This is a genomic window from Staphylococcus pseudoxylosus (assembly GCF_003697915.1).
In the GTDB taxonomy this organism is placed as follows: Bacteria; Bacillota; Bacilli; order Staphylococcales; family Staphylococcaceae; genus Staphylococcus; species Staphylococcus pseudoxylosus.
This window is the reverse complement of sequence record NZ_RCVN01000005.1, coordinates 87707-112036: the sequence shown is the minus strand read 5'-3', so window position 1 is coordinate 112036 and position 24330 is coordinate 87707. Positions and strand designations below refer to the sequence as shown.

General features: G+C 32.9%; 22 protein-coding genes. 5 read left to right on the top strand and 17 right to left on the bottom strand.

Annotated features, from left to right (window positions below; all coding sequences use genetic code 11):
• Positions 1–8 precede the first annotated feature (8 nt).
• Both D9V42_RS05825 and D9V42_RS05820 read right to left on the bottom strand, forming a co-directional pair.
• Complete coding sequence (locus D9V42_RS05825; protein WP_107555035.1) at positions 9–1508, bottom strand: NAD-dependent epimerase/dehydratase family protein; 1500 nt, start codon at positions 1506–1508, stop codon at positions 9–11.
• A 196-nt stretch (positions 1509–1704) separates the two neighbouring features.
• Positions 1705–1896, bottom strand: coding sequence for a hypothetical protein (locus D9V42_RS05820; RefSeq protein ID WP_029378645.1), 192 nt, complete (start codon positions 1894–1896; stop codon positions 1705–1707).
• Between the two features lie 173 nt (positions 1897–2069).
• Between D9V42_RS05820 and D9V42_RS05815 the strand changes: the two genes are divergently transcribed.
• The gene (locus tag D9V42_RS05815; RefSeq protein WP_122063742.1) at positions 2070–3248 is read left to right on the top strand and encodes an MFS transporter; all 1179 of its coding nucleotides are present in this window, start codon (positions 2070–2072) and stop codon (positions 3246–3248) included.
• 120 nt (positions 3249–3368) lie between these two features.
• Positions 3369–4049 (top strand): flavin reductase family protein, encoded by a 681-nt coding sequence (locus tag D9V42_RS05810; RefSeq protein WP_122063739.1) that lies wholly within the window; start codon positions 3369–3371, stop codon positions 4047–4049.
• Positions 4050–4189: 140 nt separating this feature from the next.
• Here D9V42_RS05810 and D9V42_RS05805 read toward each other — a convergent pair whose 3' ends face one another.
• Together D9V42_RS05805 and D9V42_RS05800 are read right to left on the bottom strand one after the other, a co-directional pair.
• A complete protein-coding gene (locus D9V42_RS05805) occupies positions 4190–4858 on the bottom strand; it encodes an ABC transporter ATP-binding protein (RefSeq protein WP_029378648.1) in 669 nt (222 codons plus the stop codon).
• A 17-nt stretch (positions 4859–4875) separates the two neighbouring features.
• Positions 4876–5925, bottom strand: a complete 1050-nt coding sequence (locus D9V42_RS05800; protein ID WP_122063736.1) for an ABC transporter permease — start codon at positions 5923–5925, stop codon at positions 4876–4878.
• 447 nt (positions 5926–6372) lie between these two features.
• On the opposite strand from D9V42_RS05800, the gene D9V42_RS05795 reads away from it, so the two are divergent.
• Positions 6373–8586: a lipase-like domain-containing protein gene (locus D9V42_RS05795; protein WP_122063733.1), complete on the top strand. Its 2214-nt coding sequence runs from the start codon at positions 6373–6375 to the stop codon at positions 8584–8586.
• 344 nt (positions 8587–8930) lie between these two features.
• Here the strand turns inward: D9V42_RS05795 and D9V42_RS05790 are convergent, their stop codons facing one another.
• Complete coding sequence (locus tag D9V42_RS05790; protein ID WP_122063731.1) at positions 8931–9692, bottom strand: SDR family oxidoreductase; 762 nt, start codon at positions 9690–9692, stop codon at positions 8931–8933.
• Positions 9693–9868: 176 nt separating this feature from the next.
• Here D9V42_RS05790 and D9V42_RS05785 point away from each other — a divergent pair, with 176 nt between their 5' ends.
• The gene (locus tag D9V42_RS05785; RefSeq protein ID WP_107554694.1) at positions 9869–10180 is read left to right on the top strand and encodes an antibiotic biosynthesis monooxygenase family protein; all 312 of its coding nucleotides are present in this window, start codon (positions 9869–9871) and stop codon (positions 10178–10180) included.
• Between the two features lie 134 nt (positions 10181–10314).
• Here D9V42_RS05785 and D9V42_RS05780 read toward each other — a convergent pair whose 3' ends face one another.
• From D9V42_RS05780 to D9V42_RS05735, 10 genes are read right to left on the bottom strand one after another with little or no spacing between them, the layout of a single operon-like run.
• Positions 10315–10704, bottom strand: a complete 390-nt coding sequence (locus tag D9V42_RS05780) for a tautomerase family protein (protein ID WP_122063728.1) — start codon at positions 10702–10704, stop codon at positions 10315–10317.
• Between the two features lie 32 nt (positions 10705–10736).
• Positions 10737–11576 carry a ketose-bisphosphate aldolase gene (locus tag D9V42_RS05775; protein WP_047171642.1) on the bottom strand — a complete coding sequence of 280 codons (840 nt, stop codon included), beginning with the start codon at positions 11574–11576 and terminating at the stop codon, positions 10737–10739.
• Positions 11577–11597: 21 nt separating this feature from the next.
• Entirely contained in the window at positions 11598–12593 is a 996-nt protein-coding gene (gene iolG, locus D9V42_RS05770) for an inositol 2-dehydrogenase (protein ID WP_047171641.1), read from the bottom strand.
• 13 nt (positions 12594–12606) lie between these two features.
• Positions 12607–14196 (bottom strand): solute:sodium symporter family transporter, encoded by a 1590-nt coding sequence (locus D9V42_RS05765; RefSeq protein ID WP_122063726.1) that lies wholly within the window; start codon positions 14194–14196, stop codon positions 12607–12609.
• Between the two features lie 58 nt (positions 14197–14254).
• A complete protein-coding gene (gene iolE, locus D9V42_RS05760) occupies positions 14255–15139 on the bottom strand; it encodes a myo-inosose-2 dehydratase (protein ID WP_122063723.1) in 885 nt (294 codons plus the stop codon).
• A 10-nt stretch (positions 15140–15149) separates the two neighbouring features.
• Positions 15150–16169, bottom strand: coding sequence for a Gfo/Idh/MocA family oxidoreductase (locus D9V42_RS05755; protein ID WP_122063720.1), 1020 nt, complete (start codon positions 16167–16169; stop codon positions 15150–15152).
• A 16-nt stretch (positions 16170–16185) separates the two neighbouring features.
• The gene (iolD, locus tag D9V42_RS05750) at positions 16186–18099 is read right to left on the bottom strand and encodes a 3D-(3,5/4)-trihydroxycyclohexane-1,2-dione acylhydrolase (decyclizing) (RefSeq protein ID WP_122063717.1); all 1914 of its coding nucleotides are present in this window, start codon (positions 18097–18099) and stop codon (positions 16186–16188) included.
• Positions 18100–18113: 14 nt separating this feature from the next.
• Positions 18114–19073 carry a 5-dehydro-2-deoxygluconokinase gene (iolC, locus tag D9V42_RS05745; protein WP_122063714.1) on the bottom strand — a complete coding sequence of 320 codons (960 nt, stop codon included), beginning with the start codon at positions 19071–19073 and terminating at the stop codon, positions 18114–18116.
• A gap of 15 nt (positions 19074–19088) precedes the next feature.
• Positions 19089–19907 (bottom strand): 5-deoxy-glucuronate isomerase, encoded by an 819-nt coding sequence (iolB, locus tag D9V42_RS05740; RefSeq protein ID WP_122063712.1) that lies wholly within the window; start codon positions 19905–19907, stop codon positions 19089–19091.
• A 16-nt stretch (positions 19908–19923) separates the two neighbouring features.
• Complete coding sequence (locus D9V42_RS05735; RefSeq protein WP_122063709.1) at positions 19924–21378, bottom strand: CoA-acylating methylmalonate-semialdehyde dehydrogenase; 1455 nt, start codon at positions 21376–21378, stop codon at positions 19924–19926.
• Positions 21379–21579: 201 nt separating this feature from the next.
• Here D9V42_RS05735 and D9V42_RS05730 point away from each other — a divergent pair, with 201 nt between their 5' ends.
• Positions 21580–22335 carry a DeoR/GlpR family DNA-binding transcription regulator gene (locus tag D9V42_RS05730; RefSeq protein ID WP_158593181.1) on the top strand — a complete coding sequence of 252 codons (756 nt, stop codon included), beginning with the start codon at positions 21580–21582 and terminating at the stop codon, positions 22333–22335.
• Between the two features lie 251 nt (positions 22336–22586).
• On the opposite strand, the gene D9V42_RS05725 is transcribed toward D9V42_RS05730, so the two are convergent.
• Positions 22587–23396 (bottom strand): ABC transporter permease subunit, encoded by an 810-nt coding sequence (locus D9V42_RS05725; RefSeq protein ID WP_233665280.1) that lies wholly within the window; start codon positions 23394–23396, stop codon positions 22587–22589.
• On the bottom strand, positions 23386–24321 hold the full coding sequence (locus tag D9V42_RS05720; RefSeq protein WP_122063700.1) for an ABC transporter ATP-binding protein: 936 nt from the start codon (positions 24319–24321) through the stop codon (positions 23386–23388). Before D9V42_RS05720 ends, D9V42_RS05725 begins: the two co-directional genes overlap by 11 nt.
• Between the last annotated feature and the right edge of the window lie 9 nt (positions 24322–24330).

Here is a 24330-nt window from a genome sequence, read left to right as displayed (position 1 = left end):
TCTAATAGCTATAGTTCGGCATTAGACATGTTATTTTTTCTAGCTAAATACTTCTTCAATCCATATAATTTCAAGACAATAGCACCTGAAATAACAATTGGTAAAATAAATTTCTTCATATTTAATTGTTTTCCTTTGTTGGTTCTTTGAGTACTTATTTTAAATTTAAAAAGATTCATTACACTTTTATGAACTTTTGCTTGGGTATACTTATATACCCACCAAGGTAACGTCGGTTCATATTCTTGTAACGCTATGATACATGCGTCACTATTAGGTAATCTTCTAAACTCTAATCTCGCATTACCACCATCTGAATCTAAAGCGAAATCTCCACCAACAATTCGATATAAAATTCTCTCATTATTAGAAGCTTTAAAATCTTTTCTTAATAATAGTAAGTCCTTATTTAAACACGGCACACTAATCGTAAAGTTATCTTCGTTAAAATCACTATTAACGACATTTAATGTAATTCTATTTAAGAAACTTGCATATGATTCTGCCAATTGAATCATATTTACATCTTTAGGTAAGACTACCCTTGATATTGCTCTAACATCTTTAATATCGCCCTTACGTGATGACTTCCCTTTATTTTGTGTCTTAGTTTCTTCTTCCAAGGCATTACGCACACTTTCCTTATAATCAATCTTGCCTATAGAAATGTCTTTCACAATATTTTCATCATTTCTAATCATATCATGAATTAAGCTATCCATTAACGGATAAACCATTTCTTTTGGGACACCTGAAATAAGTTTCACCCAATATTTACTTAGCCAAATGGGAATAATAGGCAAATCTATCGTAGGTAATCGTTTATCTAGTACCTCTGCAGTTTGCTTGAATAGATCTTTATAAGTCATATGACTAGGTCCACCAATATCTATCGATTCATTCTTATGCGGCTGACGCTCTACAATTTTATATAAACCATCAATCACGTCGTCTATTGCAACTGGCAATGTTGTATTATAAGCCCATTTTGGCAGTAACAGGCCAGGTAATCTATCTACTAATTTTTTTAATATTGGGTAAGAACTTCCTTTAGAGCCTATAATCAAACCCGCTCTTAAAGTACTTACTGGTACACCATATGATCCTAAAATCTGTTCGCACTCTAAACGGCTTCTTAAATGTGGTGATAATTCACTTGTATTAGGTATCAAACCACTCATAAATACAATATGCTGAACTTTGTTATAACTAGCGGCTTTAGCAAAATTATCAGCTAATAATGCATCCATATCTTCAAAGCTCGCCTGCGTCAACTTAGCCGAAGGCATCATAGAATGGACAAGATATATAGCGATATCAATGTCCTCCATTACTTCTGTTATTTCATTTAAATCAAACAAGTCAGCTGCTTTCCAAGTAACATTGTGTTCGTTTGATTTATTTTCTATATTTCTAGAAATAGCTATAATTTCATAGTTATCTTTTAATTTATTCATTAAGTGACTACCGATATATCCCGAAGCGCCTGTTAATAATATTTTTTTCATATATTTAGCCTCCAAATAGAAAAAGATGAGCAGGCAAACTTTACCTCAGCTCATCTTTTACGTAACGAGCTCACTTGCTCATTATCTTAATTGACAAGAGCTCCAAGTCTCTTACTAAGTATTGTACCCTTCTTAAAATTTTTTAACCCTTTATTAGCAAAAATTATGAAATAATTCTACGAATCATCACAATTGTCTAAAAAAAGGGGATAGTCTTACTTGCTTTAATGATGTCACTAGTATAAAAAAACTCTTTCCCCTTTCCTGTATAAGCTGGAATTAGTATCATATTTGCTTTAGCGCTATATAACCACTCTGGATTTAATCCAGAATTTAATATATCTTGATATTCTTGAAAAGTATTTTCCCAATTTAAGTTTATTTTCATTAATTTACCTCCTGAAGAAGCTCCCATTCGATTGTCATCAATTTCTATACTTACTTACCTATTTCCACTTCACAAAAAATTCAAAACTGAAATGAACAATTTTCCAAAAAAGGTTTTTCAAAACCTAAATAAATGTAATAATAGACGCACTTCATTTTCAAGGAGTAATACGTATGGAAGCATCAAAAAATTATAATATAATAACATTTGTTTTGTTTATTTCTGGTATCTTAATTATGTTTAATCTATATACCGCAATACCTATAACAGAGAATTTAGCTAATGATTTTGGCATATCTCAGTCAGTTGCAGCAATGAATAGTGTGGTTTTTTCAGTCACTTATTCCATTAGCTGTTTATTTTATGGTACTATTTCAGAAAAATTTGGAAGAATACGTGTCATTTTACTTTCACTGATTGGTCTAATTATAGTTTGCTTTTTGATTGGATTTGTAACTTCTTTTAATACGTTATTGATTTTACGAGGCCTCCAAGGAATATTTGCAGCTGCATTTTCTCCCATAGCTATTGCTTACACTACCGAAACTTATCCACTTAAAAAGAGGTTAACAGCAGTAAGTTTTATTAGTACAAGTTTTATGTTATCTGGTATTTTAGGTCAAAATTTTTCAGAAATATTAATCAGCCAATTCGATTGGCACATTATTTTCTTTATACTTTCTTCACTATACATCTGCTTAGCTATTATCATCTTTAGAAATGTTCCAGAAAGCCCTGTAAAAAATTCAGACGTTCAAATCCTTAAATACTTTAGCAATTTTAAAGACTTTGCTAAAAATCGAAAAGTATTAATCTGCTACTTTATTTCTCTAACATTACTTACAACATTCATTTCTATGTATGCAGTAATAAATAAATTCATACTATCGGATTCTATACACGGAGATAATCACACAGCATTTCTAGTAAAATTATTCGGTGTTTTTGGTATGCTAAGTTCATTAATGTCAGGACGTATTAGTAGTAAATATGGTATTAAATTTGTTTTAAATATTGCTTTAGGCGTTTGTGGGGTGACATTAATATTAATGCCTTTTGCACATAATATTCTGCTAATAACATTTTTAAGTATATGTTTTGTTGCTGGAATTGCGTTTGCAGTCCCTTTAGTTATCGCAAAAGTAAATATGGTAGTGTATGGAAATAGAGGTTTCTTCCTGTCTGTTAACACATTCATTCTATTTTTAGGTACAGCAATTGCTCCGATCCTATCAATTCACCTTACTTCTCTAAATAATTTTACAAGTATGTTTGTAATCATATCATCTATTGCATTCTTAGCATTCCTTGCATCCTTATTTTTACCAAGTGATGAACAAACAACTTATTGATGCACGTTTCATTGTTCTATAGTTTGAACTAATAAATCAATTCAAATTTAGTATTAGACGTTTACATTAATTACAATTATTCTTGCAGTAGTTTCAAAATTTTTGAGGAGTGATCATGTTATGAATTATTCACCAAAACAAGGCACACGTAGCCATGGTTTACCACACGACCCTTTTAAAAGCAGTACTGTTCCTAGACCAATTGGATGGATTTCAACAATATCAAAGGATGGTAAAGATAATTTAGCGCCTTATAGCCAATACCAAAATTTAACATGGGATCCGCCTATGGTAATGTTTGCAGCTAATCAATCTGTTTTAGGAGAACACGAGCGTAAAGATACAGTTAAGAATGCAGAAGAAACAGGATGGTTTGTTTGGAACATGGCAACTTATGATTTAAGAGAAGCAGTAAACTTATCTGCTAAGGCATTGCCACCAGAAGAAGATGAATTTGAATTTGCAGGTGTAGAAAAAGAGAAATGCATTGAAGCGCCTGGTCACAGAGTCAAAGCATCTCCTGTAAATTTTGAATGTGAATACGTCCAAACAGTGCGTATCCCTACTGGCGATCCAGTATCAACTGTAGATATGGTAATAGGCCGTGTAGCACAAGTTCATATTGATGACGAAGTTATTCTAGATAATGGGAAACTTGATATACAATCTATTAGACCTATTGCACGCTTAGGTTATTATGACTATACAGTTGTCGATCAAATTTTTGAAATGAAGGCACCATCTGCATCAAAAGAAGAGTTAGCTGGTTTAGAAGGAAGAAATTTTGATAACAAATCCTAATTATTTCTTTATAAATCCCATTAATTACCAATAAAAATGCCTACTTAATTTTATAAGTTAAGTAGGCTAAATTTATATTAATTTCGAATCTAATATTTATTAATTAGTAGTACCTTGAATTAATTATTAGCGCTAAAACATTAGACTTGCGCTTGCTCTAATACGCCATCTTCCATATGATAAACCTTATCACAATATGACGTAAGTCGTTCATCATGTGTAACTACTATACAGGTTTTGTTTTTTCTTAATGTCTGTTCCTTTAAAATCTTCATAACTTCCATAGCATTCTGAGTGTCTAAAGAAGCCGTTGGTTCATCTGCTAAAATGATTGAAGGTTGCGTATATAAAGCTTTGGCAATTGCCACACGCTGCTTTTGTCCTCCAGATATCTCACTTGGAAGCTTGTTTTCAATTGATTCCAGATTAAGCTGTGACATGAGTTGATTATACTCGTCTTCGCTTAGCACATTTTTCTTTTGTTTCTTTAGTAATTTAAATTGTTGTTTTACTGTTAAAAAAGGCACGAGATTAGTGGCTTGCAGTATGAATCCAATCTCTTGCATTCTTGTGTGTGCTAGTGCTTTCTGAGACATACCGGACACTTCGCTCCCATTAATTATAATATCACCCGAACTTGGCGTTTGGAGCGCCCCTGCCATAGTTAAAAACGTGCTTTTTCCAGAACCAGAAGGACCAATAATAGCAATGAGTTCTTTTTGATTAAATTTTAGTGAGGTAGGTTTTACGGCTTCTATTTTTTGATTTCCGTCTTGGAAATATTTAGTAACATTTTTAAATTCTAACATTTCATTACACTCCTTATTTACCCTATCGCTTTAAGTGGATCCACTTTTCTTATCGTTAATATAGAGAACAGACTACCTAATAGTGAAACAGCAATAAGTACAATACCGTATATCGTTAGAGTTGCTATGCTAAATTTAATAGGCACTGCACTTGGTAAAAATAACCCTGTTATTAATGTCAGTATTAATCCAACAATTGTACCTATTAAAGCAATAATAAACGTTTGTGATATTACTACCTTTGCTAAATAACCATTTGTAAAACCTTGAGCTTTTAATACACCAAATAAATTTGTCTTTTGCAGTGTAATCACGTATAAAAATATACCTATAACTGTTGCTGAAATAACAAATAGAAATGAAATCATAAAATTGAGGGTTAAGTTTTGTGCTTTATAGCCAGGTAAATTCTCAACAAAATTTTCAATTTCAATAACTTCTAAATTGTTATCTAAATTCTTTTTATTCCATTCTTTATCTTTAACAACTACAGCGTTCGTCATGCCTTCTTTTAAGGATGGATTAATTTTTTCTATTGTACTATTACTTGAGAAAATCACAGGAGAAGCGTTATATTTTGCACTCTCACTAAACCCTACTATTTTCAGTTCTTCATCAGACTGTGATAATGACAATTTATCACCAACTTTGAAGCCTTTTTCTTTAAGCGTTTCATCAGCAATAACTTCATTATCAGAATTAAATTTCTTTCCTTCAATCATATTGGGTACTAAAAAAGAATTATCTTTAACGCCAAATAGCAATGCATTCTCTTCGGTATCACCGTTAGAAACAATAACACCTGTCTGCTTTAAACTTGTTTGTTGCTTATATGTGTTTTCTACTTTATCTAAATTAAAAGCTGATTTCTCAACCGTTTGATTTGCATCTTTATTTAACACAATTGCATCAGCGCCCCATTTATCAATACCCTCTCTGTTCATATTCATTAATCCACTGGCTAAACCAGATAATAAGAACAGTAAATAACTTATCATTATCAAAACGCCAACGATTAAACTAAATTTCAATTTATTTCGTTTAATTTCATTCCATGCTAAAAACATAAATGCCCTCCTTATATTTAGTGCAATAATATGATTAATTGATTTTCTATTTATGTATATAAAATTTCTTAACATCTAGTTTAACAATTACTTCCTATATTTCATAGTAATTGTGAGAAAAGGAAGAATCTAAAATACTAAGCCATAAATTATATTATTTATCCGTATATTAAAATGAGATTTTATACCGTTGTATCTCTTACTTATTGTGATTGAAACAGTATTTACAAGGTGATTAAAAAATCAACTAAACTAATATTTTTTTATAATTACATATAATCCTTCTGACTCCCACTCCTTTTTATGCCCTAAGTGTCAATATCAATCAAAAAATTGTGTTTGTATTTACACATAGGAATTAAATATTGTGTTTCAATAAATTTAGAAAAATTCTTTTAATTTTATATTAAAATTAGTATGTAATTAAATATAAAAGAGTAGGATTTTATGAAATTGAAAAACAAAATTATTTTACCACTAACATCACTTACAACCACTTCTATTTTATTTGTAGCACTAAGTACCGTTTCCCAAGCTTCAGCAGACGAAAGAGAAGTTAATCAATCGACTAATGAGCAAGGTTTAAATAGTTTTCAAAAAGTTAACATAAAGACACAAAATCAAAATAGTAAGCCTGAAAACCTGAGCAATCCATCTAATTCTGAACAACAATCTCCTGACTCCGACTCTAAAAATGTGAACTTATCATCTAATTCAAATACACAGAATCCAAGCAATGACTCAAAGAACGCAGATAATCCATCTAAATCAGAACAGCAATCTCCTAATACCGACTCAAAAAATGTAAAACAATCATCTAATTTAAATATACAAGACTCTATGGATGAAGATAATGCTTCTAATTTAGAACAAAGAGCTACTAACAACGACGCTGAAATGACGAATGAATTATCTAATACGGATGTATCTCAAAACAACAATGCTTCTAAAAATGAAAATCAATCTTCTAATTTAAAAGAACAAGATTCAAATGTTGAGTCTCAAAAACTAAATAATGCTTCTGAGGAGGAACAATCAAACTCAAACGAGGCTAATGATAAGCAAATTGACGTTTCTGAGGATGCACAACAAGACGCTAACAATACGTCTGAAAAACAAACCGATGCTTCTAAGGATGCACAATCTGATTCGAACGAGGCGGACGATAAGCAAAATGACGCTTCTAAGGATGTACAATCTAATTCGAACGAGGCGGACGATAAACAAAACGAGGCTTCTAAGGATGCGCAATCTGATTCGAACGAGGCGGACGATAAACAAAACGAGGCTTCTGAAGATGCGCTATCTGATTCAAACGAGGCGGACGATAAGCAAACTGACGCTTCTAAGGATGCACAATCTGATTCAAATGAGGCGGACGATAAGCAAACTGACGCTTCTAAGGATGAGCAACAAGATGCTAACAATACGTCTGAAAATAAAAATGAAGTTGCTAAAGAAGATAATTATACACCTGCAATTCCAAAAGGTAATCAAGGCGTAGTTAAGAAAAATAAATATCCTATAATTCTAGCTCACGGTTTTTCTGGATATCCAGATGAATCTAAACCCGCAGTCTTACCTCCGTATTGGGGTGGAAATAAAGTTGATTTAGACAAAGAATTAAATAAACAAGGATACGATGTTAGAGAAGGCGGAATGAGTCCGTTTGGAAGTAATTATGATCGCGCACTTGAGTTGTATTATTATATTAAAGGCGGAACTGTAGACTATGGCGCTTATCATTCTAAAAAATATGGCCATGCTAGATACGGTAAAACTTATAAAGGCATTTATCCTGAGTGGGCTCCTGGTAAGAAAGTTCATTTAGTTGGTCATAGTTTTGGCGGCCAAACGATCCAAGTATTAGAGGATATGCTAAGAAATGGCGTTCCTGAAGAAATTGAATACCAGAAAAAACATGGTGGAGATATACCTGAAATATTTGCAGGGGGCAATGATAATATGGTTTCCTCTGTTACAACCATCGCCACACCTCATAACGGTACATTTATATCGGACAAGTTAGGTAATAAACCAATTGCTAGAAAATTGTTCTACAAAATTCTAAAATACACTAGCAATAAATACACTAAAGCCGATTACGGTCTCGAGCCTTGGGGAATAAAGCAGCGTGATGATGAATCATATATTCAATATTTAAAACGAGTTAAAGACAATATAGTTTGGAAAACTGAAGACACAAGTTTTACAGACGGCTCAATTGAAGGATCGAAAAAAATTAATGATCGATTAACTCTAAGTAAAGACGTTGCTTATACATCCATTACTGCTGAAGATACCCATAAAACTTTTAATAATCGTCAACGTGGCAACTTAAAGATGTTTGCTCCGTTTAAAATATTAGCTAACTTAGTCGGAAGACAAAATCCTGAAAGTTGGAGAGAAGGAGATGGCCCTGTTCCATTAAAATCAGGTCTGTATCCTTTTAATAAACCTCACAAAGATATAACGTTTGATAGTAAACCAGAATTAGGTTTATGGGGAGTTATGCCTACCCTAAAAAATTGGGACCACATGGATCTAGTAGGTTGGGATTTAACTGATACTAGAATTAAGCCTAAAATGGTGTTAGGTCTTTATGAACAGTTAGCGAACTATTTATCTGAAGTTGAAAAAGTACAAGAATCTGCAAAATAACTTTTTAGTTAAATTTATTAAAACAGAATTTACTCTGACTAGTTAAATAAACTTCAATTTCTATAGGTAATGAACCCAATTAATTAGCAATAAAATAAAAACACTTTCGTTGAATTCATAATATAAAATGAATTTATACGGAAGTGTTTTTGTATAGATAGAATTGCTTATTCAATAAATATTAAGAAAGATTATATACATCATAAACATTCAAAGAAAAAGCATAACCATAAGTATGTCCTGTAATAAAGCCAATATCGAATAATTTATTAAATGCGAAATGGACTGTTAATAACTAACAGCCCACTTTTACAAGCGCAATATTAAATAAAAATTCGAATCTGCTAAATTGTATTTTTCAAAGTATTATACATTTCTGCTGTATATTCATCTAATGCTTCTTTGGACATTTTCAAACGTTCTTTAGCAGAACCATAACCAATTTCAATTTTTTCTTGAACGAGTCCTTCAAATATTTCATTGATAAAATCAACTGGATTTGCACCAGAAGTATGGATTCCTTTTCCACCTAAATCAGTATTAACTGCAGGAGGTATTACTTCAAAAACACTTGTATTTGTCTCAGATAATTGGTGTCTCAAACTAACGGTAAATGAATGTACTGCAGCTTTTGTCGCTGAGTAAATCGGTGCTATTGCCATGGGTGCAAAAGCTAAACCTGAAGAAACATTAATTATATTTGAATTAGTTGTTTTATCAGCAAAATACTGACTAAACAAAATTGACAGTTGTACGGTCGCTTCAAAATTAGATTTTATTTCAATATTTAAGTTCTCCCAATCTACTGCAGCATCTTTTTTCAAAATATTGAATCGGTTTTGGATCCCAGCGTTATTTACCAGTACATTTATATCTGGATGATTTTCAGTTACCCAATTATATAAATTCAAACGTTCTTCTGAACTAGATATATCACATACCTTTGTAATAACATCTGGAAATTCCGCTTCAATACTTTGCAGTTTTTCAGTATTACGTCCACAAATAATAATTTTATTATTGTTTGCGTAAAACTTTTTGGTGAACTGAAGTCCTATTCCAGAGGCGCCACCAGTTATTAATATTGTGTTGTTTTTTATATCCATTTTATCCCCCCTTATAAGTCTACTCAGTGTAATTGCATTTATCATCTCCGTCTAGTAATAAAACTTATTTTAAATTTCGCAAAAAGTATATCGATTAAATAATACAGGCTAATTTATATGTTGAAACATAGCATTTTTGATATAATTAATGAATAGTTTTAAGGAGGATTGATTGTATGTTCATCGCACAAGCTGATTTCACAACAAATATAGAAAATAGAGCCGTTTTAGACAACAAGGCATTACATGCTAAAGATGATTTTCGAGGATATGACGGTTTAATAGATGTTGAAATTTGGAAAAACGAAAAGAACTCTACCATTTCATATGCTATAGTATCTAAATGGTTAGAGAAAAAATATTTTCAAGCATGGCTTTCTCGTCCATCACATATTGAAGAACATAAGCAAATGCGCAAAGCAGAAAAGGAAAATACTTCTTCAATAAATATTGAAAAACAAATTAAGCAATTCGAATTATTAGATTAATAAAATATAAGAAAAGACGCTTCGTTTAAAAAGAAGCGTCTTTACTATTTAAAATTTATCCATAATGATAAGAAGCCTTTTGAACATATTACAAAATATTACCGTACATACTAAAACTTTGAACTATGTCTTTCTCAAAGCATCCCATTTAGAAATTGAGCTTCTCCATTAAAGAAACTCCAATCTTCATCTGTGTTCTCAATCAAACTAAACATGATGTCTTCTTTACGTATCCCCATGTTTTCATGAAGTTTATTTGTAACTTCACTATAGAACCTTTGTTTTTGTTGCTGAGTCCTTGGTCTTGTAATAATTGTGAACACAATTACATCCTTTGTTCGTTCTACGTCTAAACCAGTATCCAAAATTTGCATCTCATAATCTTCATGTTGATTAACTATTTGGTATCTGTCGCCTTTAGGTGCCTTAAATGTATCCAGCATAACTTCATAAGAGATATTTAATATTTGCTTTATTTCTTCTTTTTCTCTTCCTTTTATTAAATCAATTTTCATTAATGGCATGTTGACTCATCCTCCTATCTACATATGTTCTGTTATACCCGGTTATAAGACGTACATTTATAAATAATAGATTTAATCGTTTCTACCATCGCTGCTTTACTAGGTTTTAGAATTTGTTGTGGATTAAACAATGACTTATCTTGATTAAGTGTCTGTCTTAGTTGGTTACTCCAAGCGATATTGATTTCTGTATTAAAATTAATTTTAGCATGACCTAAGTGTATTGCTGTTAATAAATCTTCATCTGAAATGCCTGATGCACCATGTAGCACTAGCGGAATATCAATAGCTTCTTGTATGGCTTTCATTTCTGAAAATCCTAAATCCGGTTCACCTTGATATTTTCCATGTACAGATCCTAGAGCAGGTGCCAATGTATCTAACTTTGCCTCTTGGGCTAGCCTGATACAATCATCTAAATCAGCATATTTAACATTGCCAACAATACCATCTTCGTTACCACCAATGGCTCCTACTTCACCTTCGACAATGACCTTATTATTATGCGCATATTCAACGACCGCTTTGGTTTGTTTAATGTTCTCTTCAATGGATAACTTTGAGCCATCGTACATCACTGAATCATAGCCAGCATCAACTGCCTTTTTACAATTTTCAACGGTCAAACCATGGTCTAAGTGAACAATAACCGGTATCGTAATATTCATTGTTTTAATCTTATTTTTTATTGTCGTACATATAAAATGATATCCTCCTAGGAATTCAACTACTTTATCAGTTGTACCTACTATAATGGGTGAACGCGTTGCTTCTGCTGCTTCTAAAATACTTTCTATCCATAATAATCCATTTACATTGATTTGAGGTATGGCGTAATGTTCTTGTTTAGCTTGTTGTATAAGTGCATTCATTGATTATCACCCCACCCTTCTTTATATTCTTTTTGGTTGATTTGATATTAGCGATTCTTTACATTTCAACGCAATTTGTTGCGCTTTATATCCATCTTCAATTGAACAAATGACGTCTGTATCATTTTGCAGTGCATTAATAAAGTCGTCCATTTCAACTTTATACGCGTCACTATAACGCTCTAAAAAGAAATGAGGCGGATTATCTCTTCTAATACCATCTATGCGATGATAATTTAAAGTCGAAGATTGTTCATTTCCTACATCTATTGCACCATGATCTCCTAGAATTTCTATACGTTGATCATAGCCATAAACACTTCTTCTACAATTCTCAATCATTGCAATTGAACCATTTTCAAATTTTAATGTAATCAAAGCCGTATCAATATCATCATATGCTGCAATTTCAGGATTGACTAATGCCGAGCCAGTTGCATACACTTCAACAATTTCAGATTGCATTAAATACCTAGCCATATCAAAGTCGTGAATTGTCATATCCATAAATAATCCACCAGAATGTTTAATATATTCAATTGGAGGTGGCTCTGGATCTCTAGAAGTAATACGTAATGTCTGAATCTTGCCTAGTTCTTTTTTAGTTAAAATACTGTGTAGTTGTTTGAAATTCTTATCAAATCTTCTATTAAAGCCCATTTGAAGTTTTACGTTAGCTTGTTTCACCGCTTCAACAGCTTCCTCAGCTTCTTCTAATGAGAGACTGATAGGCTTTTCACAAAATATGTGTTTGCCTTTTGCTGCCGCTGCTTTAATAAGCTCAACATGTGTATCTGTAGGTGAACAGATGATAATCGCATCTACTTCTGGATCGTTAATAATATCTCTATGATCTTTTGTTTTATTTTCAATACCTGCCTTTGCGATCCATTCTGACAACTTATCGCAATATAAATCTGAAACCCATTTAATTCTGACGTCTTTATTATTTCTTAAACCGTTAATATGTAATTGACCAATTCTACCAACGCCAATCACTCCGAATGTAAGTGTCATGAAATTCCTCCTATTAGGATAAACCAAGTGATGAGAATAAGATATAAGTTGCGATTACAACAATGATAATAGCAGCCCCTACGAAATATCTGTATTTCCAAGGCGTTATATCTACTTTTGCGTAATTGACATTGAAATCAAATTCATCTGATGGTTTCCATTTGTTGAATATTAATACTATAAATAAATCTATAAAGAATAATACGCTTAGAACATATAAGTAATGGATCTCTGATATCAATAGTTTTGAAAGCGCATACAAAACTATGTGTAAAATAAACATCACTTTAGCACCTTGATGTGATGTACGTTTAACAAAAAATCCAACAAGTATCAGTACTAATAATGGCATATTATAAATGCCGTTAAACTCTTGTACTACAGCATACAAACCTTGTGGAAACAGCGAAATCATTGGTGCAATAATGACTACAATAATCCCGACAAGGACGGTTATTAATCTACCAACTCTAGAAACTTGTTTATTTGTTGCTTCTTTATTAATTATGGATTTATAAAAATCAAGCGAGAATAAGGTTGCCGTACTATTGAGTGATCCAACAAATGAACTGAGAATCGCTCCAAATATAACTGCACCGAATAAACCATAAGCCCATCCTGGTAACACTTCATTAACAAGCATAGGGTATGCATTATCAGGATTAGTAACCTTATTACCTAACATATTGAAGGCTAGCACACCTGGGAATACTAGTAATAATGCGCCAAATATTTTAAATGTACCAACATACATTGCACCTTTTTGAGCTTCTTTTAAATTTTTACCAGCGAGCGCCTTTTGAACAATCATTTGATTCGTACACCAAAAGAATAAATTGTTAAAGAACATACCAAAGAACAACGTTGGCCAAGGTACGATGTCCGAATCAATGGCACCAATAGAATTTAATTTTTCAGGTGTATTTTGAATCACTTTGTCGAAACCTTTTAAGAAACTGCCATCACCAAACATGATTAACCCTAAAACTGGTATAGCAAGACCTCCGAGAATAAGTCCCACTCCATAAATAGAATCACTATGTGCACTTAAAGAAAGACCTCCAATAAACAAATAAATGATCCCGAAGATACCTATAAATGTTGAAATCAGTACAACAGCCGTCATATCACTTATATCTAAGATTTCACTAATATTAAAAATTTTATTAAATACGAGTGCGCCTGAATACAGGACAACAGGCAGAAACGATACAACATATGTGAATATGAATAATAGCGATACCAATCTCTTAGTAAATGTATCAAACCTCATTTCAATAAAGTCAGATATCGTATCTACACCATATTTAAAATATCTTGGTAGAAACACAAGCGCTAATATAACAATTGCTACCGCTGAAGTTACTTCCCAAGCCATAACTTCCATACCAGCTCTAAAGCTTTGACCGTTTTGACCTACGATTTGCTCTGTAGACAGGTTGGTCATGATAATTGTAGAAGCAATGGTAAAACCAGTTAAACTTCTGCCACCCATAAAGTATCCATCAGCATTTTTCGTATTAATTCTTTTACTTTTTAAGAATGCATATAATGCGATTATTACAATGACTACTAAAAATGAAATTACTGCAAACATACTCATGATTACTCTCTCCCCTTGGAAGCTTAAGAATACCCTCAGTCTGACATGAACTATGTGTTCATTGGTATTGAGCCATGTACTCTTTTGCTTTTTTAGCGTATATAAAAGGATTTGCTACAGATGGATCTTGTTCTGCTTCAACTACAATCCATCCTTTATAATCTGATTGATATATAAGGTTTAGAATAGGTTCAAAATCAATCGCCCCATCACCAGGGACAGTGAACATACCTTTTCGTACACCATCTAAAAAACATTGATTTTCTTTATCCACTGCCTCTTTAATTTCTGGCCTTACATCTTTAAAATGAATGTGTTTAATGCGATCTACATGCTTATTAAATATTTCTATGGGGTTTTCACCAGAAACAACCAGATGCCCAGTATCAAACAAGAGAGAAACATTGTCTTTGCTTGTTCTTTCCATTAGTTCATCAATTTCTTCTGTAGTTTGTATACCAGTTCCCATGTGGTGATGATATACAATTTCCATATCTTTTTCGTGCGCTAGTTCGCCTAATTTTTCTAAACCTTCGCTTAGTAATTGCCATTCTTCTTCGGTGAAAGTAGGCTTGTCTATATATAATGCTTTATCTAATTTGCCTTGAATGCTATTACCTTGTTCTGATACGACAATCACTTTAGCGCCCATTTCATATAGGAAATCTCTATGTTTAATAAATGCCTCTGCCGTTACTTCATACGGTTTTGATGTTAAATACAAGCTTATCCATGCACTAGCAATCGATAAACCACGTGGTTCAAGATAAGACTTTAATACTTCAGGATTTCTCGGGTATTTATTACCTATTTCTGTGCCTTCATACCCAGCTAATGCCATTTCACTAATACATTGTTCAAATGAATTTTCACTGCCTAATTCTGGCATATCATCATTTGTCCATGCGATTGGCGCACATGCATAACGAATATTTCTAGTCATTCTGTTCACCTCATAACGTAATAACCTTCTTAGTTTCGATGGAGTTTTGCATAGCAATTGCTACTTCTGTACTTTTCAATCCATCCATAGCTGTAACAGATGATTGATCTTTATTCTTAATAGTGCTAACAAATGTATTCATTTCATTTATAAAAGCAAACCTAAATCGTTCCGGAAAATGATCTGAAGTTGGTCTCACTACACCATTTTTGTCATATAAAGTGACTAAATTCTTTTCAGGTGCGTTACCAATTCTAATCATGCCTTCCGTCCCTATAATCTCTGTTTCAACGTGATAGCCATGTTGCGCATTTCTTCCAGCTAAAAAATATGCAATTGTTCCATCCTCTAACTCTGATAAACATGCGCCTGTTTCTAATTCATCACAAGCAGTTAATTCAGGTGCTGCAATATTATTTCCTAGGGAATAAACTGTTTTAAATTCCGAACCAGTAAACCATCTCACTAAGTCAATGTCATGAATGGACATATCTAAGAATAAACCACCACTAGCACTATTTTTAGCAAATTGTATAAAACGATCTAACCCTGAACTAGGATCAATACCATAACAACGCATGGCTGTAATTTTTCCTAATTCCCCTCGATCTACTGCATCTTTTGCATATAAATAAGATTCATCGAACCTGCGCATAAAGCCTAATTGAAACACCTTATGTGGATGATCATGGATTTTATCTACAACTTGTCTAATATTTTCCAATTCTAAGCCAATCGGTTTTTCAGAAAATACGTGCAACCCTTTTTCTAGGGCTTGAGTAATTTGGACTGCATGAAATCCACTTGGTGAAGCAATTACAACCGCATCTAACGCATCGTTATCAAGCATGTCACTGTATGATGTATAACAATGTTGAACGCCTAACGTTTCACTGGCATATTCTAATTCTTGTTCAACTACACTTGCGACTGCGTATAATTCAGCGTTATTCACATGTTTTACAATATTCGACGCATGCACTTTGCCTAATCGACCAAGACCTACCTGACCTATTTTTATTTTTGTCATTATTTTCTCACCTGTCTTAATAATGTTTCGATATTTTCATGATTTCGGCTTTGTTTGAAAATGCTTCTTGTACGGCTTGCTTGTCGCTATGTTCCGAAACGCCTACATTCCAAAATGACTCATATCCTGCCGTCATCGTTTTAGGTAACGTTTTAACTTCTATTAATGTAGATTTTGCTTCTTTCTTAGCTTCTGCGATAGCTGTTGCTAATGCATTGACATCATTTACTTTGTAAGTAACTGCACCATATCCTTCAGCGACTTTTTTATAATCAACATTTAATATGTCACCATTCATATCAGTGAATTCTGTACAAAAACTGTCACTACCGTTATCCATTTGTAAATTATTAATACAACCAAAACCGCTATTATCGAATAAAATGATATTAATTTTATAGTTATATTGCAGTGCGGTAATCAATTCGGAATGCAACATTAGAAAACTTCCATCGCCAACAAGCGCGTATACTTCTTTATTTGGTTCTGATATTTTAGCACCAACAGCAGCGCCGATTTCATATCCCATAGTTGAATAACCGTATTCCATGTTATAAGTATTAAAGGTATCTGTTTCCCATAATCTTTCTAGATCACCTGGCAATGAACCAGCTGCAGCGACAATAATTGCGTCATGATCAATGGAGTTATTGACCTCTATTAAAGCGTTCGTTTGTGGTAACTCGGTTTGTAATGATGTTACATATCGCTTTAGTTTCTCTTTATCAAAGTGCGTTGCTATTTCAGGTGCATAATCAGTATCATTGATATCGATGTTCGCTAAGCGATTGCGCTCGTTGTTCCATTCTTGTTTAACATCACGAACAGTGTCCTCAATATCATATTGATGGTTGTTTAATTGCTGTCTTAATCTAGAAATAGATACTTTCGCATCACCAACTACTTGAATCGCATCTAATTTATAAGCATCCACTCTATTTACATTCATATTAATGATTTTGGCTGAATCAAAATTGATAGCTGTTTTTGAACTAGTTGTAAAATCAGAATATCTTGTGCCGATACCTACAATGACATCCGCATCTTTCGCATAAATATTTGCTGCTAAGTTTCCAGTTACACCTAAACCACCTAAATTTAATGGATGCGACGCTGCAATGGTTGATTTTCCTGCTTGTGTCTCAGCCATCGGTATATGATGATTGTCTATTAGTTGCTCAATTTCATGTTGTGCCTCAGAATATTTAGCCCCACCGCCGACGATTAACAAAGGCTTTTCAGCAGTTTTAAGCACTTCAATCGCAGCTTCAATAGAACGGTTAGAAGGTTCTAATCGATCTACATAATGTATGCGTTTATCAAAGAATGTTTCTGGAAAATCAAATGCTTCTCCTTGTACATCCTGACTTAATGCTATCGTTACTGGACCAGCTGTTTGAGGATTTGTCATAACTTCAAATGCTCTAATGAGTGCTGACATAATTTGTTCTGGTCTCGTTATACGATCAAAATATCTAGATAAAGGCTTCAAGGCATCGTTTGTAGTTGTCCCAATACTTTGAGGATCTTCTATCTGTTGTAAAACTGGGTCTGGTTGACGTGTAGCGAACGTATCTCCTGGAAGGAATAACACTGGAATATGATTTGCTGATGCCGTGCCAGCTGCAGTAACCAAATTCGCTGAACCAGGACCCACAGAACTGGTTACGGCAAATATTTTTTTCCTTAAACTTTGCTTACTGAATCCAATTGCAGTATGTGCCATACCTTGCTCATTTTTGCCCTGAATTGTTTTTAATTCTTTTTGGTATTTAGACAAACCTTCACCTAAACCAAGCACATTGCCATGACCAAAGATATTCATTACACCTTCTACAAATTTTATTTCTTCTCCATCAACATAAATGTATTGTTTTGTTAAAAATTTAACGATTGCTTCACCTGTTGTTAATCTCACTGTTTTGACCACAATTCAACACCGCCTTATGATTGTTCTTTAATTAAGTTTTCTATTTTATCTATCGTAGGCATTGCTTCTGACGAACTATGACTGCTTACAACAATGGCTGCTGAAGCTGCTCCATATTTCAATGCGTCTTCTACAGGTTTACCTTTAACGAGGGCATATATAAATGCTGCTGCATATGAGTCCCCTGCACCAAACGTTTTTACTACATTCGCTTTGAATGCTTTTCCTTCATAAACGTGACCAGCTTTATCAAATGCATATGAACCTTGCACGCCATGCTTAATAACAACCAAATTAGGCGTTGCTTCAAACAGCAAATGACTAATTTCTTGGTCTGAAATATTCTGATAGCTTTCAACCATATCGAATTCATCTCTCGTACCGATAACAACGTCTGATTGATCAGCAATTAATTCATAATAAATCGATGTTTCTTCCTTGTTCACCCAATTATATGGACGATAATCCAATTCAAATATGATTTTTACACCGTGTTTTTTAGCAATCGATAACGCTTTTAACACTGCTTCTCTTGAAGGAGATTGGGATAACGCAGTTCCTGAAATGAGCAAATATTCGGAATTCTTAATGTAATCTGGATTTACATGTTCTGGTGCAAGGTATAAATCAGCTACATTTTCTCTATACATTAAGATGCTTGATTCCTGAGCACTTTTTATTTCAGTAAAAGTTAGGCCAATCTTACGGCCTTCTTCATCAATATGAATCTGTGAAGTATCTACACCCACTTCTTCAAAATAGTTTGTAATAAATCTTCCATGTTGGTCGTCGGATACGTTGGCAATAATACCAACGTTTAAACCTAATTTTGATGCGCCAATCATGATATTCGTCGGAGATCCACCAACGTATTTACTAAATGTAGCTGTTTCTTCCATTGGTCTGTTGATTTCTTTCGCATTTAAGTCAATTGCAGCACGACCAATTGCTACGATGTGTTTCTTATTAGTCATTTATTTACACCCCTTTTATTTACGGTCAATAATCCATTCATGATCTGGTTGATTATAAAATTTCCAAACTTTTTTTGGACCAGCCATGATATTTAAATAATAACCATCGTAACCATCTGGGACGGCTACAGGATGATATCCTTCTGGAACTACTACAACATCACCATTTTCAACTGCCATTGTTTCATCTAATGACAAATCATCGGTAAATACTCTTTGGAACACAAAACCTTTACTTGGATTCATTTCATGATAATAAGTTTCTTCTAATAATGACTCATTGGGTAAATCATCCTGATCATGTTTGTGTGGTGGATAACTAGACCAATTACCTTGGTTCGTATAAACTTCTACTACTAATAATTTTTCGCTCGCTTCATGTGTATCTGGCAATATATTATGCACATGACGTTGATTTGAATATTTACCTCTATCTTCAACACCGTTTTCTTTTGCTGGTATCAGTTGTGTTGGCCTAACTTCATCAGCAGGCGAATAACATAAGATCACTCTAGCATCTCGCGTTGCTTCAATTTTTATATTATGGTGTTTCGAAATAAACACACTATCTGTTGGAATTCTTTCAAACACTGAGTCTCTTGTCCCTAGGTCATTAAAAGTTTCATTACCATCTGATACATTAATCTTTCCAGTTAAAGCCACAATACATAATTCAAAATCCTCAGTTGATGCTTCGTAAATACCATTCTGTTTAATATCTAGTACTTTTAAACCAATATAATTCAAGTTAATGTCGCTGGGCTTTAAATCGTGGATAACTTGCACATCATCGCTGAGACGACGATGTACAGGTTTATTTAATAATTGAGTCATTATCAATGTTCACTCCTTAAAATTTAGGTTCGTCATGACGTGCTGTAACAACTTTTCTGTGTGTATAGAATTCAATACTATCTTTACCGTTAGCATGTAATGAGCCATAGAATGAAGATTTCCAACCTGAGAATGGGAAGATAGCCATAGGCGCTGGTACACCAAGGTTAATACCTAACATACCTGCATCAATATTTTCTCTAAAGTATCTGATGGAAGAAGCGCTATCAGTGAATAAACAAGCACCATTTGCAAATTCTGATTTATTCGCGAGTTCGATACCTTCTTTTAAATTTTTAACTTTAACTAGTGATAACACTGGTGCGAAAATTTCATCCTGCCATAATTTCATGTCAGGTGTGACATTTTCAAAGATAGTTGGTTTAACAAAATAGCCATCTTCTTTATTGTCTTCTCTACCATCTAGCACTAGTGTTGCGCCTTCTTCGACACCTGCATCCACATAGCTCAGTGTTCTAGATTTATTCTCTTCTCTAATTACAGGACCTAAAAATACGTTATCTTCCAAACCGTTACCAATCACGATATCTTTAGCTGCTTGAACTAATTTTTCTTTAAATTCGTCATAAACATCTTCTTCTACTGCTATAACTGCCGCAGCCATACAACGTTCACCTGCTGAACCAAATGCAGCTCCAATGACATCTTTCACAGCTGTATCAATATTCGCATCATTCAATACAATAGTATGGTTCTTAGCTCCTGTTAAACATTGGGCGCGTTTTAAGTTTTCTGTCGCTTTTTTATAGACATATTCGCCAACTGGTTTAGATCCTACAAATGAAACTGCTTTGATATGTTCATTTTCACAAATACCATTAACGACATCGTGTGCACCATGCACAACATTAAATACACCTTTAGGGAAACCGGCCGCTTCTACTAATTCGGCTAATTTATTTACTAACAATGGTGTCTTCTCTGATGGTTTAATTACAAATGTATTACCTAAAGCAATGGCCATTGGGAACATCCAACATGGCACCATCATAGGGAAGTTAAATGGTGTAATCCCCCCTACAACACCTACCGGATATTTATAACTTGTACCTTCAATATTCGTTGCAATACTTGATAATGAATCTCCCATCATTAACGACGGTGCACCGGCCGCAAATTCAACGTTTTCAATACCTCTTTGTACTTCACCTAAAGCTTCTGTTGTATTCTTGCCGTTTTCTTTCGTTATGATTTCAGCTAATTCATTTTTATTGTCTATTAATAGTTGCTGTAACTTGAATAACAAACGCGCACGCTTAGGTACAGCAACTTCTTTCCATTCTTGGAATGCCTCAGCAGCGATTTGTGCAACTTCATCTAATTCTTCACGTGTCGAAAGAGGTACTTTGGCAATCACTTCTTTAGTTGCAGGATTCAAAACATCCAGCGTCTCTGTACTCTTTGATTCTTTCCATTCACCGTTAATATAATTCTTTAAGATTTCTGCCATTATAAAATCCTCCAATTATTTTTTGGTAACCGCTTACAAAATACTTTTTATTTTTTTGTATATTTTGGTAATATTTTGGTTACTTCTTGGAATAACTTTATAATATTCTCAAAATTGTGTCAACTTTTGAGTAACTTTTTCCATATTAGGTTGTGTATTTTCATGAAATTGGTTATATTGTAATAAATGGGGGAATTATATATGAAAGCTAAACGTATTTATGAAATTGAATCTTTCATAAAAGAAAATAAAACCGCTTCTATAGAAGAATTGCGGCAAAGGTTCAATGTTTCAATTAACACTATTAGGCGTGACGTTAATCAACTTGTAGATATGAATATCGTTAAAAAAGTTTACGGTGGTATTGAAGTAATTGAAGACTCACATAAAGCCGTGGACTATAATCAAAGAAATATCGAAAACAGTAATTCCAAAAAATTAATTGGAGAACTAGCTGCTAACGAAATAGAAGCCAATGATATTATTTATATCGATACAGGTACGACCACAATCCATTTGTTAGATTATGTAGATAAACATCTGACTTTTACTATAATAACGAATAGCCTTGATATTATGAATAAAGCCTCACAATTTGACAATGTCACTTTATTTATTATCGGGGAAAAATATAAACCAATAACTAGATCATTTATAGGTATTGATTCTAATATGTTGCTAGAAAAATTCAATATTAATAAAGCTTTTATGTCAGCAACAGGTGTTAATATTCAAAACGGATTGTCTAATTCTGAAATGGAAGAGAATTTAATAAAGCAGTATATTACGAGTAAAGCCACAGAAACATTTATCTTAGCCGACCATAGTAAAATGGGGAAATCCACTTTACTCACCTATTGTGATTTAAGTGACATTAACAAAATGTTTACCGATAAAATTCCTCCAAAAAATATCAATGATTTTTGCCAAGAGTATCATATAGCTGTTTATTTTTAACGGTGGACTTCAATAAGATAAAGCGCCATCTAGTAAAACCATTTTTGAAATGATTTTATTAGATGGCGCTTTTTGTTTTACCGTGGTATATGAAAATATTCTATTGAATTTCATGACATATTAAAGATTAATTTAAATAATGCATACCTACTTTGACATAACTTAGTATTATACTTCCTTAATGTTTGGCACATCATTATCAGAAACTAAATTAGGATTCACTAATGTTAATGCTTCCACACATACCACTCCTATATTTTTGTAATAAATTTATCTCTATTAAATGTTTTAGCTATTATAAAATATAATATTATATCTAAAACCACCAATATGATTGATAGAATTAAAGATACTACAGATCCAAATAATATAGTTCCACTTGCTTGAGAAACTATCAACCCTATAATTGGTAGAATTAAAAGCATCGAAATAAATTGAGCTGATTTACTTGTTTTAACTCTGTGTGAAATTGATACTACTAAAGAAATCGATAAAAATGTAACTAATGGGGATAATAGCAAACTGATGATTAGCCAATTTAAATTCGGAAATATTAATTCTCCTAATACATTGATAGCATAGATATCAATTATCATTCCATAGACAATTAATGATACCCAAGTGATGATGATTGAAGGAATAGCCGATGCTAGAATTTTCCCTAACATAAGTTCTTTGTTCGTGATAGGCGTATATAGAAGCCCTTCAATTGTCTTTCTTTCCTTTTCCCCAGTGAAGCTTGAGGTAGAAATAATTGTAGAAATCATAACTGGTATTAAAAGAAATAATGGGACGAAGAAATACATAAGTATTGCATAAACCATAACTTCCCCTTCACTTAAATCGAGAGGAATGAAGTTGAAAGGTAGTTGTTCTGTAAATATTTTAACTCCACCAATAAAATTAACCATTACATGATTAGACCCGCCTAATATTACTAGCAAAGGCAAAAAAACACTGAATATAAATGGAACAATTAGTAAAGGCGCTATCATGCCTTTGTCACTTTTAGTTTCTAATAAGTCCTTTAATACGATATTCATAACGTTTTTATAATTCACAATCTTGAGCCTCCCTTATTTTTTGGAAGTATAATTCTTTTATTGAGTGTCTCATTTCTGTAACGGTATATACTTCAATATCATGATTTATTAAAGTTTGAATCACTTTGGATATCTCTGTATACTCATCTAAATGAATTTTTATTTTCTTTTTATCATTATCTTCGTCAATAACATGATTTAAACCTTTAAGTGTCTCTAAACTTTTACCATAGTTATTAGTATAAATAGCAAATTCATGGCCTGGCCATTCTTTATTTAGTAGCGTATTTGAGTCTCCTGAAGCGATAAATATACCATCATACATAATAAAAATATTATCCGCTATTTCTTCTAAACCTTGTAACTGATGCGTACACATGAAAACTGTAACATTCTCTTCTCTCACTATTTTTTGTAGGTGACTTATTAAAATTTCTGAAGCTGACGGATCGAGCCCAGATGTCGGCTCATCTAATATCAATAACTTAGGATTATGAACTAACGCCCTTATTATCGATACTTTTTGCTTCATACCTTTACTTAATGTTCCTACTTTAGAATGCTTTCTATCTGACAAACTAAAAATTTCTAGTAATTCTTGTATTTTGTTTTCTCTATTTTCCTTAGGTATGTTATAAAAATTCGCCCAAATTTTTAAATTTTCATAAATAGTTAAAGTTTCATATAGATTCCCATCATTCTGTACACCTATGTTTTCACGTACTCTATCAAAATTATGAGACTTTGTATTTTTATCTAGTACTTGTATCTCACCTTTTGTAGGTTGTAATAAACCTGTTAATAATCTTATTGTAGTCGTTTTCCCAACACCATTTGGCCCTAAAATAGCATTTATAGTTCCTTCTTCTAAGTTAAAGGAAATATCATTTATTATTGTCTTACTATCAATTGTTTTTTCTGAATTTTTAATTCTACTAATCAAAATATATCA